The organism is Streptomyces sp. NPDC107538 (assembly GCF_055657445.1).
This window is the reverse complement of record NZ_JBVKAY010000020.1, coordinates 134,618-147,202: the sequence shown is the minus strand read 5'-3', so window position 1 is coordinate 147,202 and position 12,585 is coordinate 134,618. Positions and strand designations below refer to the sequence as shown.

7 protein-coding genes are annotated in these 12,585 nt (G+C 70.1%); 1 reads left to right on the top strand and 6 read right to left on the bottom strand.

The genetic code is table 11. From position 1 onward, the window contains the following. The 3 genes from ACZ7MG_RS40200 to ACZ7MG_RS40190 form a co-directional block, all read right to left on the bottom strand. Positions 1–1,076, bottom strand: a 1,076-nt coding sequence (locus tag ACZ7MG_RS40200) for an alpha-amylase family glycosyl hydrolase (RefSeq protein ID WP_471946676.1), incomplete at its 3' end; no start/stop codon positions are given. Then, entirely contained in the window at positions 1,073–3,211 is a 2,139-nt protein-coding gene (locus tag ACZ7MG_RS40195) for an alpha-1,4-glucan--maltose-1-phosphate maltosyltransferase (RefSeq protein ID WP_471946674.1), read from the bottom strand. The genes ACZ7MG_RS40200 and ACZ7MG_RS40195, both read right to left, overlap by 4 nt. Before the next feature lie 229 nt (positions 3,212–3,440). Then, complete coding sequence (locus ACZ7MG_RS40190; RefSeq protein ID WP_471395986.1) at positions 3,441–4,715, bottom strand: S8 family peptidase; 1,275 nt, start codon at positions 4,713–4,715, stop codon at positions 3,441–3,443. Between the two features lie 355 nt (positions 4,716–5,070). On the opposite strand from ACZ7MG_RS40190, the gene ACZ7MG_RS40185 reads away from it, so the two are divergent. Further along, positions 5,071–7,812 carry a glycosyltransferase family 1 protein gene (locus tag ACZ7MG_RS40185; protein ID WP_471395988.1) on the top strand — a complete coding sequence of 914 codons (2,742 nt, stop codon included), beginning with the start codon at positions 5,071–5,073 and terminating at the stop codon, positions 7,810–7,812. 18 nt (positions 7,813–7,830) lie between these two features. Here ACZ7MG_RS40185 and ACZ7MG_RS40180 read toward each other — a convergent pair whose 3' ends face one another. From ACZ7MG_RS40180 to ACZ7MG_RS40170, 3 genes are all read right to left on the bottom strand, one after another. Beyond that, positions 7,831–8,373, bottom strand: coding sequence for a DUF1990 family protein (locus ACZ7MG_RS40180; RefSeq protein ID WP_471395989.1), 543 nt, complete (start codon positions 8,371–8,373; stop codon positions 7,831–7,833). Between the two features lie 80 nt (positions 8,374–8,453). After that, positions 8,454–10,118, bottom strand: coding sequence for a M4 family metallopeptidase (locus tag ACZ7MG_RS40175; RefSeq protein ID WP_471395991.1), 1,665 nt, complete (start codon positions 10,116–10,118; stop codon positions 8,454–8,456). Between the two features lie 238 nt (positions 10,119–10,356). Continuing rightward, positions 10,357–12,423: a M4 family metallopeptidase gene (locus ACZ7MG_RS40170; protein WP_471395993.1), complete on the bottom strand. Its 2,067-nt coding sequence runs from the start codon at positions 12,421–12,423 to the stop codon at positions 10,357–10,359. Positions 12,424–12,585 lie beyond the last annotated feature (162 nt).

Sequence of the window (12,585 nt, the reverse complement as noted above, 5' to 3'; positions counted from 1 at the left end):
ATGTTGGCGCGCATGCGTGGGTCTTTGGCGTATTCCGCGTACATGTAGTCGCGTTCTTCGTCCGTGACCATTTCGAGGGTCAGCTCGTCGTGGTTCCGCAGGAAGATGCCCCACTGGCAGTTCGCGGGAATGGCGGGGGTCTTGGCGAGGATTTCCGAGACCGGATAGCGCGATTCCCGCCGCACCGCCATGAAGATGCGGGGCATGACCGGGAAATGGAACGCCATGTGGCATTCGTCGCCGCCGCTCGCGAAATCACCGAAGTAGTCGACCACGTCCTCCGGCCACTGGTTCGCCTCCGCCAGGATGACCGTGTCCGGGTAGTGCGCGTCGATCTCCTTCCGCACCCGCTTCAGGAAGTGGTGGGTTGCGGGAAGGTTTTCGCAGTTGGTGCCCTCCTGCTGGTACAGGTACGGCACCGCGTCCAGCCGGAAGCCGTCGATGCCCAGGTCCAGCCAGAACCGCAGCGCCGAGATCATCTCCTCCTGCACCGCCGGGTTCTCGTAGTTGAGATCGGGTTGGTGGGAGAAGAAGCGGTGCCAGTAGTACTGCTTGCGGACGGGGTCGAAGGTCCAGTTGGAGGCTTCGGTGTCGACGAAGATGATGCGGGCGCCGGGGAACTGCTTGTCGTCGTCGGCCCAGACGTAGTAGTCGCCGTAGGGGCCGTCGGGGTCTTTCCTGGACTCCTGGAACCACGGGTGCTGGTCGCTGGTGTGGTTCATGACGAAGTCGATGATGACGCGCATGCCCCGTTGGTGGGCGGCGTCGACGAATTCGACGAAGTCGGCGAGGTCGCCGAATTCGGGGAGGACGGCGGTGTAGTCGGAGACGTCGTAGCCGCCGTCGCGGAGGGGGGATTTGAAGAAGGGCGGGAGCCAGATGCAGTCGATGCCGAGCCACTGCAGATAGTCGAGTTTGGCGGTCAGGCCCTTGAGGTCGCCGACGCCGTCGCCGTTGCTGTCCTGGAAGGAGCGGACGAGGACCTCGTAGAAGACGGCGCGTTTGAACCAGTCCGGGTCCCGGTCCTTCTGCGGAGTGTCCTCGAAGGTGTCCGGAACGGGCTCGTTGACGATCATTGTGTGGGTGACCCCCCGATCTGCGGGTTGGACGGTCGCAGGACGGTCAGTACGTGGGCGGGCGTGCGGCCCGGTTCAAGACGTACGTAGTTGTTCCTGCCCCAGGTGTAGACCTCGCCGGTGAGCTCGTCGCGCACCAGCACGGACTCATGCCAGTCCAGGCCGAGTTGCGGCATGTCCAACGAGACCGTGGCCTCCTGGGTGTGGTGGGGATCGAGGTTGACCACCACCAGAACCGTGTTCGAGCCCGCGCGCTTCGAGTAGGCGATCACCGCTTCCTGGTCGGCATGGTGGAAGCGCAGATCCCGCAACTGGCGCAGCGCCGGGCTCCGGCGCCTGATCTCGTTAAGCTTGCCGAGCAGTGGGGCGATCGTACGTCCGTCTTGTGCGGCTGTGTCCCAGTCGCGGGGGCGGAGTTGGTATTTCTCGGAGTCGAGGTATTCCTCGCTGCCGGGTTTGAGGGGGGTGTTCTCGCAGAGTTCGTAGCCGGAGTAGACGCCCCAGGTGGGGGAGAGGGTGGCGGCGAGGACGGCGCGGAGTTCGAAGGCGGGGCGGCCGCCTTCCTGGAGGAAGGCGTGGAGGATGTCGGGGGTGTTGACGAAGAAGTTGGGCCGCATGTAGGCGGCGGCTTCCCCGGCGAGTTCGGTGGCGTACTCGGTGAGTTCCTGTTTGGTGGTGCGCCAGGTGAAGTAGGTGTAGGACTGCTGGAAGCCGGTGGCGGCCAGGGTGTGCATCATCGCGGGGCGGGTGAAGGCCTCGGCGAGGAAGATGACGTCGGGGTCGGTGGTGTTGATGTCGGCGATGACCTGTTCCCAGAAGAGAACGGGTTTGGTGTGGGGGTTGTCGACGCGGAAGATGCGGACGCCGTGGTCCATCCAGTGCCGCAGGACGCGGGTGGTCTCGGTGATGAGGCCGGGCAGGTCGGCGTCGAAGGCGATGGGGTAGATGTCCTGGTACTTCTTCGGCGGGTTCTCCGCGTAGGCGATGGTGCCGTCGGGGCGGTGGTGGAACCACTCGGGGTGTTTCTGCACCCAGGGGTGGTCGGGGGAGCACTGCAGGGCGAAGTCCAGGGCGATTTCCAGGCCCTGGGCGCGGGCCTCGGCGACGAAGAAGTCGAAGTCCTCGATCGTGCCGAGATCGGGGTGGACGGCGTCGTGGCCGCCCTCGGGGGAACCGATCGCCCACGGCACGCCGACGTCGTCCGGTGTCGGGGAGAGGGTGTTGTTGCGGCCCTTGCGGTAGGTGGTCCCGATCGGGTGGATCGGGGGCAGGTAGACGACGTCGAAGCCCATCGCGGCGATGGCCGGCAGGCGGCGGGCGGCCGTGCGGAAGGTTCCGTGGGGCTGCTCGGGGGTGCCCTCGGAACGCGGGAAGAACTCGTACCAGGAGCCGTACAGGGCCCGTTCACGCTCCACCAGCAGCGGCAGCGGCTCGGAGGACGTGACCAGTTCGCGCAAGGGGTGGTGGGTGAGGACCTCGTCCACCTCCGGCGCCAACGCCGCCGCCAGACGGGAGGAGTCGGGGCGCGTGGAGTCCCGTAGCGCGTCCACGGCGGCGCGGAGCGTGCCCCGGCCGGTCCCGCCCTCGGGGATGCCGTCGGCGGCGCGCTCGTGGAGGCGGGCGCCCTCCTCCAGGACGAGTTCGGTGTCGATGCCCGCCGGGACCTTGATGCGGGCGTGGTGCCGCCAGGTGGCGATCGGGTCGCCCCAGCCCTCCACGGCGTAGGACCACAGGCCCTCGCTCGGTACGGCCACGGTGGCGCCCCAGCGGTCGGTGCCGGGGGCGAGTTCGCGCATCGGGGTCCAGTCGGCCGGGCGGCCCTCCGGGTCCCTGAGCACGACGTTGGCGGCGACCGCGTCATGGCCCTCCCGGATGACGACGGCCGAGATCTCGAAGGCCTCGCCCACGACGGCCTTCGCCGGACGGCGGCCGTGGTGGACGGTCGGCCGTACGTCCATGACCGGTATCCGCCCGATCGTGGGGGCGCCCGGAGTCGTGGGGGGTGCCGGGGGCGGCGCGGACGGCGCGGGCGGGCCCGTGTGCGCCGGGCGTACGGGCTGTGCGGCGGTGCTGTCGGGTGGTGCGGTGGTGGTACTGGTCGTCGGGGGTGGTGACGAGTGGTGCGTGGCGGGCATGACCGCTCCTGTCCGCGTCAACGTGGGTGGGCGGATGAGGGTGTGGGGAGGTGGGGCCATTGGGGCGTACCGGTGGAGCCTTCCCACACAGTGCGGGTGGGCATTCCGGCACTTTGTTAACTACTCACGCGTATGTCTACACACAAGACCGGCCTCGTCCGAGCAGGGCGAGACCGGTCACTGTAGTCGCTCTGGGTAAAGGGTCGTTCACCTGTGGTGTTACGGCGCCCTACGGATTGTCGACGTGCAGAAGCCTGTTCGGGGAGCCCGGATATCTGTCCTTGACCTTGCCCGAAACCGCACGCTTCACCAGCGCCCTGCCCACATCGGCCGGGGCCGCCCGGGGATGGTCGGCCAGATACAGCGCCGCCGCGCCCGCCGCGTGCGGGGTGGCCATGGACGTACCGGAGGAGGTCACCCTGCCGGTGTCGCTCCGGTGGGAGGCGGAGGTGATGGACGCACCGGGGGCGAACAGGTCAAGGCTCGGGCCCCAGTTCGAGAAGGGGGCGCGGACGTCCTTCCTGTCGGTGGCGCCGACGGTGATCGCCTGTTTGACCCGGGCGGGTGAGGAGAGGCCCGCGGCGCGCCCGTCGTTGCCGGCGGCGACCGTGTAGGTGACCCCGGACGCGATGGAGTTGCGTACGGCCGTGTCGAGTTGGGCGTTGCCGTTGCCGCCCAGGCTCATGTTGGCGACGGCCGGTTTCCGCGCGTGCCGGGTCACCCAGTCGATACCCGCGATGACCTGGGCGGTCGTCCCGGCGCCCGCGTCGTCGAGTACGCGTACGGCGACGACCTTCGCCTTCTTGGCGACCCCGGCCGAGGCGCCGGCGACGGTGCCCGCGACATGGGTGCCGTGGCCGTTGCCGTCCTGGGCGGTGCGGTCGTTCTGCACGAAGTCCCAGCCGTCGACCGCCCGGCCGCCGAACTCCTTGTGGGTGATCCGGACTCCGGTGTCGATCACGTACACGGTGACGCCCTTGCCCGCCGAAGTCGGCCAGGTGAAGCTCTTGTCGAGGGGCAGGTCCGGCTGGTCGAGGCGGTCCAGGCCCCAGGAGGGCGGGTTCGGCTGGCGGCGGTCGGGGGCGGCCCGTGTGTCGTCGTGAGCGGCCTTCGTGTCGACGTATTCGGCCTGTGTGTCGTCGTAGGCGACCTTCGTGTCCTGGACGACCGAGGCCACACGGGAGTCCGCCGCGAGCCGTCTGGCCTGGCGCTCACCGGCCGTCACGGAGTAGCCGTTCAGGGCGGTGCTGTACATGTGGCGTATTTTCGCCCCGTACTTCGCCGCTATGCCCTTCCCGGCCTTCGACGGAGCCTTCGTTCCCGCCTTGAGGGTGACGATGTAACTGCCGCTGACGGAGCCGGCTTCACCGGCTCCGAGGACGATCCCCTCCGTCGCGGCCCGCGCCGGCGGCGAGATGGCCGAAAGTGCGGCGACCGTCAGTACCGCCGTGAGCCCTCCCGCCCAGCGCCTGTGCCTGCTTCTCGCCTCTGTCGGATCGTGCATGCGTGAGAACCCCCTCCCCGGCCGAGGTCGGCCGGTGCTCCACTGGGCAGCCTCTCGTGCGGTGTGAAGCCCCACAAGGCCGCGCAGAGGTGTGGAATCGGCCATATCGGCTGCGGGATGCACACATGGGGTACATGTGCGGCTTGTGTCCGGGGTGCGGCGAATTCCGGACTGAACTCCCCGGGGTGGACTGCCCGGCGGGGCGGCCGGGGTACGGATGCGCCGTAATCGCATACCGAGGGGACGCCCCGTGGTTGCCGGGCCCCCGCGCCGCTACCGTCGGGGGGAGACGAACGGCGCACAGCGGAGTGCGTCCCCCCGGCCCGTACGTCCTGGCGCGAAGGTGGAACCCTCTGTGAAGGCCATCCGCAGATTCACCGTCCGACCCGTCCTGCCCGAAGCCCTGCGTCCGCTCAGCGAACTGGCGCGCAATCTGCGCTGGTCCTGGCACGCCGAGACCCGTGACCTCTTCCAGTCGGTCGACCCCGAACGCTGGGCCGCGTCGGGCGGTGACCCCGTCCGCCTCCTCGGCTCCGTCTCCGCCCGGCGCCTCGCCGAACTCGCCGAGGACCGGCGCTTCCTGCGCCGGCTGACCGCCGTCGCCGACGACCTGCGTGACTACGTCACCGGGGACCGCTGGTACCAGGAGCAGGGGCGGGGGCAGAGCCACGGCCTGCCCCGGGTGCCGGGGCAGGCGCCGGCGCGGCCCCCCGGACAGGCGCCGGCACAGGCGCCGGAGGCGCCGGAGCCGCAGGCCGCCGTCACGTCCGAACTCCCCGCCGCCATCGCCTACTTCTCGCCCGAGTTCGGCATCACGGCCGCCCTGCCGCAGTACTCCGGCGGCCTCGGCATCCTCGCCGGCGACCATCTGAAGGCGGCCAGCGACCTCGGTGTCCCGCTGATCGGTGTCGGACTGCTCTACCGGCACGGCTACTTCCGGCAGACCCTGTCCCGGGACGGCTGGCAGCAGGAGCACTATCCGGTGCTCGACCCCAACGAACTGCCCCTGGTACCGCTCCAGGACACCGACGGCACCCCGGCCCAGGTCGGACTGGCCCTGCCCGGCGGGCGTCGGCTGCACGCCCGTATCTGGCAGGCCCAGGTCGGCCGGGTACCGCTGCTGCTGCTCGACTCGGACGTCGAGGAGAACGACCTCGGCGAACGCGGGGTGACCGACCGGCTGTACGGCGGCGGCAGCGAACACCGGCTCCTCCAGGAGATGCTGCTCGGCATAGGAGGTGTGCGGGCCGTACGCGCGTACTGCCGGATCACCGGGCACGCGGGCCCCGAGGTCTTCCACACCAACGAGGGGCACGCCGGCTTCCTCGGCCTGGAGCGGATCGCCGAACTCTGCGACGAGGGGCTGGACTTCGACGCCGGGCTGGAGGCCGTCCGCTCCGGCACGGTGTTCACCACCCACACCCCCGTCCCCGCCGGCATCGACCGCTTCGACCGCGAACTGGTCGCCCGCCACTTCGGCCCCGACGCCGAACTCCCGCGCCTCGATGTGGGCCGCATCCTCGGGCTCGGCATGGAGACGTACGGGGACGGCGACCCGAACGTCTTCAACATGGCGGTGATGGGGCTGCGGCTCGCCCAGCGCGCCAACGGTGTCTCCCTGCTGCACGGGCAGGTCAGCAGGGAGATGTTCTCGGGTCTGTGGCCGGGCTTCGACCCGGACGAGGTGCCGATCACCTCGGTCACCAACGGGGTGCACGCGCCGACCTGGGTGGCCCCGGAGGTGTTCCGGCTCGGCGCCCGGCAGATCGGCGCCGAACGGACCGAGGACGCCATGTCCGTCGGCGGCTCCGAGCGCTGGGACGCCGTCGGCGACATCCCCGACCAGGACATCTGGGAGCTGCGCCGGGACCTGCGCGAGCAACTGGTCACCGAGGTACGGGAACGCCTGTCCGCCTCCTGGCGGCAGCGGGGTGCGGGCACGGCGGAGTTGGGCTGGATCGACGGGGTCCTGGACCCGGACGTCCTCACCATCGGCTTCGCCCGCCGCGTCCCCTCGTACAAACGCCTGACCCTGATGCTGCGCGACCCCGACCGTCTGATGGAGCTGCTCCTCCACCCGGAGCGCCCGATCCAGATCGTGATCGCGGGCAAGGCGCATCCGGCGGACGACGGCGGGAAGCGGCTGATCCAGGAGCTGGTGCGGTTCGCGGACGACCCGCGCGTCCGCCACCGCATCGTCTTCCTCCCCGACTACGGCATGGCCATGGCCCAGAAGCTGTACCCGGGCTGCGACGTGTGGCTCAACAACCCGCTCCGCCCGCTGGAGGCGTGCGGGACGAGCGGAATGAAGGCGGCCCTGAACGGCTGTCTCAACCTGTCCGTCCTGGACGGCTGGTGGGACGAGTGGTTCCGGCCGGACTTCGGCTGGGCCATCCCCACCGCCGACGGTACGGCGACGGCCGAGGACCAGGACCGCCGGGACGACGTGGAGGCCGCCGCCCTCTACGACCTGCTGGAACAGCGGGTCGCCCCGCGCTTCTACGAGCGCGGACCGGGCGGGCTGCCCGACCGCTGGATCGAGATGGTCCGCGAGACCCTCACCCATCTCGGGCCGAAGGTGCTGGCGGGCCGCATGGTCCGCGAGTACGTCGAGCGCCTGTACGCCCCGGCCGCGCGGGCCCACCGGGCGCTGGTCCCGGACACGGCCCGCGAGCTCTCCGAGTGGAAGGCACGGGTCCGGGGCGCCTGGCACCGGGTGACCGTGGACCATGTGGAGACCTCGGCGGCGCCGCTCGATACGGCCGCGGAACTGGGCGCGACGCTGGTGCTACGGGTCCGGGTCGGGCTCGGCGAACTGTCCCCGGACGACGTGGAGGTCCAGGCGGTCTCCGGCCGCGTCGACACCGAGGACCGCATCACGGACGCGACGTACGTCCCCCTGAAACCGGTGACCGGCCCCGACGGGGAGGGCCGCTGGTCCTACGAGGGCCCCCTCTCCCTCGACCGCACCGGCTCCTTCGGCTACACGGTCCGCATCCTCCCCACCCACCGCCTACTGGCCGCCCCCGCCGAACTGGGACTGCTGGCGGTGCCTTCGGAGGAGCTGGGGGTGGAGGCGGGGGTGTTGATGCGGTAGTCCGGAGGTCGGCCCGGATCACTCCTTCGGGTCCCCCGCCAGCCGTCGCAGTATCACTCCGCAGCGTCGTGCGTACGCGTGTTGCAGGCCCCGGGTCGCGGGGCCTGCTGCTCGGGCGTACCACTTGGCGGGGCGGCTGAAGGCGGTGACCGTGAGCCAGACGGTGCCGTCGCCGGTGCGGTCGACTATGAAGGCTTCTTCGCCGCACTCCGGGTGGCCCGGGAGCGTGCCGTAGGCCCAGCCCTTGCGGCGGGGGTCGTCGACCGTCCAGACGACGCGGCAGGGGGCCTTGATGAGGCCGCCCAGGGTCACGGTCACGTCGACGCCCGGGGCGGCCTCCGCCGCGTCCGTCCGTATGCCCACGCCCATCGCGCGGTGCATCTCCCACGTGCTGACGGCGTGCGCGGCCCGCTCGAACACGTCCGTGCCCTCGCCTATGCGGGAGCGGACGTGGAGGGGGCTGAAGTCGGGCGGGCAGTGGCCCTCGCGGGTCGCGCCGACCGCGTCGTAGGTGAAGGGGCCCTCGGGGAGCGGGCCGAGGGGGCCATTGGTTTCGGGCATGGCGCACAGACTAGGGCGGTACCCGGAGTCGCCTTCTCTCCGGGTACCGCCCCGAGCAGCCTAGGAACCGGGCCGCGAGGTCACGCGGTCACGTTGACCGCCGCCCACGTCGCGTTCACCGCCGCGTACTCCGCGCTGCTCGCGCCGTAGAGCGAGGACGCCGCGTTCAGGGTCGCCGTACGGGCGCCCTTGTAGTTCGTCGTCGACGTCATGTACGTGGTCAGCGCCTTGTACCAGATCTGGATGGCCTTGGCGCGGCCGATGCCCGTGATCGTGGCGCCGTTGGAGGTGGGGGAGTTGTATGAGACCCCGTTGATCGTCTTGGCGCCGCTGCCCTCCGAGAGGAGGTAGAAGAAGTGGTTCGCCGGGCCCGAGGAGTAGTGGACGTCCAGGCCGCCGAGCGAGGAGGACCAGTAGTTGGCCGACGAGCCGTCCTTGCTGGGCTGGTCCATGTAGCGCAGCGGGGTGCCGTTGCCGCGGATGTCGACCTTCTCGCCGATCAGGTAGTCGCCCGGGTCCTTGGTGTTGGCGGCGTAGAACTCGACCGCCGTGCCGAGGATGTCCGAGGTGGCCTCGTTCAGACCGCCGGACTCGCCCGAGTAGTTGAGGCCCGCGGTGTTCGAGGTGAGGCCGTGGGTCATCTCGTGGCCCGCCACGTCCAGCGAGGTGAGCGGCTTGACGTTGCCGGCGCCGTCGCCGTACGTCATGCAGAAGCAGCTGTCGGACCAGAAGGCGTTCTGGTACGCGTTGCGGAAGTGGACGCGGGAGTAGGCGGCGACGCCGTTGTTCTTGATGCCGTTGCGGCCGAGGACGTTCTTGTAGAAGTCCCAGGTGACCTGGGCGCCGTAGTGGGCGTCCACGGCGGCGTTCTGGTCGGTGGAGGAGCTGGAGACCGTGCCGGTGCCCCAGACGTCGTCCGCGTCGGTGAAGAGTGTGCCCGTTCCGGACTCCGACGACGAGCGGGCCTTGTTGTACGTCTTGTGGCCACCACGGGCGGTGTCGTTCAGCTGGTACGTCGAGCCGGACAGCGAGGTGCCGATGGTGACCTGGCCGTTGTACTGGCTGTTGCCGGTACCGGTCTGGATGGCCTCCCACTCGTAGAGCTTCTTGCCGGTCTCCGCGTCGGTGACGACGTGCAGCTCCTGCGGGGTGCCGTCGTGCTGGAAGCCGCCGACGACCGTCTCGTAGGCGAGGGCGGGCTTGCCGTCCGCCGCCCAGACGACCTTGCGGGGCGCCTTGTCGGCCGCCGCCTTGGTGGAGCCCTCGGCCTGCGCTGCCTTGAGCGCCTGCTTCTCGGCGGTGGCCTTGGTGACGGCCGCGGTCAGGTCGGTGACCTCGACGGTGGCCTTCGTGGCCTTGGTGACGCTCTTGATGTCACCGGCCTTCGACTCGTGGACGACGAGGTCGCCGCCGAGGACCGGGAGGCCGCCGTAGGTGCGCTCGTAGCGGGTGTGGACCGTGCCGTCCGCGTCCTTGAGGACGTCACGGACGACCAGTTCCTCCTGGGCGCCCAGGCCTATCTCGTCGGCGGTCTCGGCCGTGGCCGCGTCCGCCTCCTTGATCAGGGCGGTGCGCGCGGCGGGGGTCAGAGCGACCGGGGCACCGGCCGGCCGGGCCTTGTCCGCGACGGGCGCGGGCTGGGCGGTGGCACCGGAGGTCAGTCCGGTGGTCAGCAGCGCGCCTGCGGCGACGGCGGTCGCGATGGCGAGGGTGGTGCGCTTGTGACGCGCGTAGAGGGGAGACACACAAGCTCCTTATGTGGGGGAGTGCTGCGGTGCTGGTGCGGCGGGTGGAGGAAGAGTGACACCTGAGTCGTGTTCATGTCAGGAGGGGATGGTGATGTTGGCCGAAAGTCGACTGGCCGGTGAATGTTGCGGGAACATGAACGGGCGCCGCCCCGGCGGGAATTGACCCACCGGGGCGACGCCTGTCAGGAGTGTGGAGCGGGTGCGCGCGGGTGACCTGCCCGTGCGCGCGAGCGGTCTACGGGAACGTCAGCTTCCAGCTGTTGATGTACCCGGTGTCCTGGGCCGCGTTGTCCTGGACCCTCAACCGCCAGACGCCGTTGGCCACTTCGGAGGAGGCGTTCACGGTGTACGTGGTGTTGAGGTTGTCCGCGCTGCCGCCGGTGCCGTACGCCTTCAGCGTGTAGGCCGTGCCGTCGGGGGCGACCAGCTGGACCTGGAGGTCACCGACGTAGGTGTGGACGATGTCCACGGCGACCGCGAGGTTGGAGGGTGCGTTTCCGGTCCGGCCGGAGACCGTGACGGGCGAGGTGACCGCCGCGCCGTTGTCCGGAATCGATACGTCGGTCGTGCTCTCGAACGACGTACCGCCGCCCCCGCCACCGCCGGGCCGGGTGCCCACGTTGACGCCCGCCCACGCGTTCGCCACGGCCGTGTACTCGGCGGACGTGGTGCCGTACAGCTCACCGGCGGCCGCGAGGGTGCCGGTGCGGGCCGCCGCGTAGTTGGTGGTCGAGGTGAACTTGGTGGTCAGCGCGCGGAACCAGATCTTCTCCGCCTTGTCCCGGCCGATGCCGGTCACCGGCAGGTTGTCCGAGGTGGGCGAGTTGTAGCTGACGCCGTTGATGGTCTTGGCGCCGCTGCCCTCGCTCAGCAGATAGAAGAAGTGGTTCGCGGGGCCCGAGGAGTAGTGCACGTCGATCGAGCCGATGCCCGAGTACCAGGCGTCCCGGGACGAGCCGTCCTTGCTCGGCCGGTCCATGTAGCGCAACGGCGTGCCGTCGCCGTTGATGTTGATCTCCTCGCCGATGAGGTAGTCACCGACGTCGGAGGAGTTGTTGGCGAAGAACTCGACGGTCGAGCCGAAGATGTCCGAGGTGGCCTCGTTCAGACCGCCGGACTCGCCGGAGTAGTTGAGGCCGGCCGTGTTGGAGGTGAGCCCGTGGGTCATCTCGTGGGCGGCCACGTCGATCGAGGTCAGCGGGTTGGCGTTGCCCGAGCCGTCGCCGTACGTCATGCAGAAGCAGGTGTCCTGCCAGAACGCGTTGACGTAGTTGTTGCCGTAGTGCACACGCGAGTAGGCGCCGACGCCGTCCCCGCGGATGCCGTTGCGGCCGTGCACGTTCTTGTAGTAGTCCCAGGTCAGCGCCGCGCCGTAGTGGGCGTCGGCGGCAGCCGACTCCAGGTTCGACGGCGTGCCGTTGCCCCACACGTCGTCCGGGCCGGAGAAGAGCGTCCCGGTGCCGGAGGTGCCGCGGTTCAGGTTGTACGTACGGTGGTTGCCGCGCGCGCCGTCGGTGAGGTTGTACGTCGAACCCGACTGCGTGGTCGTGAGGTTGACCGAGCCGCTGTACACCGTGTTGCCGGTGCCGGTCTCGACGGCCTCCCACTCGTACAGCTTGGCGCCGCTGGTGGCGTCGGTGATGACGTGCAGCTCCTGCGGGGTGCCGTCGTGCTGGAAGCCGCCGACGACCGTCTCGTAGGCGAGGACCGGCTTGCCGCTCGCGGCCCAGACGACCTTGCGGGGCGCGCGGTTGACCTCGGGGCTCTTGGCGTCCTCGGCCTTCGCGGCGCCGAGCGCCTGCTTCTCGGCCTTGCCCGCGGAGACGGCGGGGGTGAGCGACTTGACCGCGATCTTCGCCTTGGTGGCCTTGACGACGTCCTCGGTGGCGCCCGCCTTCGAGGTCTCGACGACCAGGTCGCCGCCGAGGACCGGGAGTCCGTCGTACGTCCGCTCGTAGCGCGTGTGCACGGTGCCGTCGCGGTCCTTGACCACGTCACGGACGACGAGCTTCTCCTTCGCGCCGAGGTTCAGGCCCTCGGCGGTCTCCGCCTTCGTGGCGTCGGCCTCGCGTATCAGCTCGGCCCGCTGGGCGGGGGTGAGCTTGACCGAGGCCGCGCCGGTGGCCTTGCCCGCGGCCGACGGTGCCTTCTCCGGGGCGGCGGTGGCGGAGCCCGACTGGACGGCGGCGGCCAGCAGGGCGGTGACGGCCACGAGCGCGCCGGCGGCCGCGCGGCGCCGGGTGCTGTGGCCGAAGGTGTTACCGGTGTGGGAGGTGCGTCTGTGGGACTGGCGTCTCAACACTGACTCCTTCTGCGTGGCCGCGGTTCGCACGGCCAGGGGAGAACGGACGGCTGGTGGCCGCCCGGGCAGAACAAGGTGAGAACTGATGAGAACTGGTGAACGCGAAACCACATGCGTGGGGGGTGCCGCGCGGCACGGCGCGCGCTCCTTGTGAGGTTGCTG

Bases quoted from the DNA above. Each gene is read 5' to 3' on its own strand.
- ACZ7MG_RS40190 (WP_471395986.1), bottom strand. From the start codon at position 4,715: ATGCACGATCCGACAGAGGCGAGAAGCAGGCACAGGCGCTGGGCGGGA.
- ACZ7MG_RS40180 (WP_471395989.1), bottom strand. From the start codon at position 8,373: ATGCCCGAAACCAATGGCCCCCTCGGCCCGCTCCCCGAGGGCCCCTTC.
- ACZ7MG_RS40195 (WP_471946674.1), bottom strand. From the start codon at position 3,211: ATGCCCGCCACGCACCACTCGTCACCACCCCCGACGACCAGTACCACC.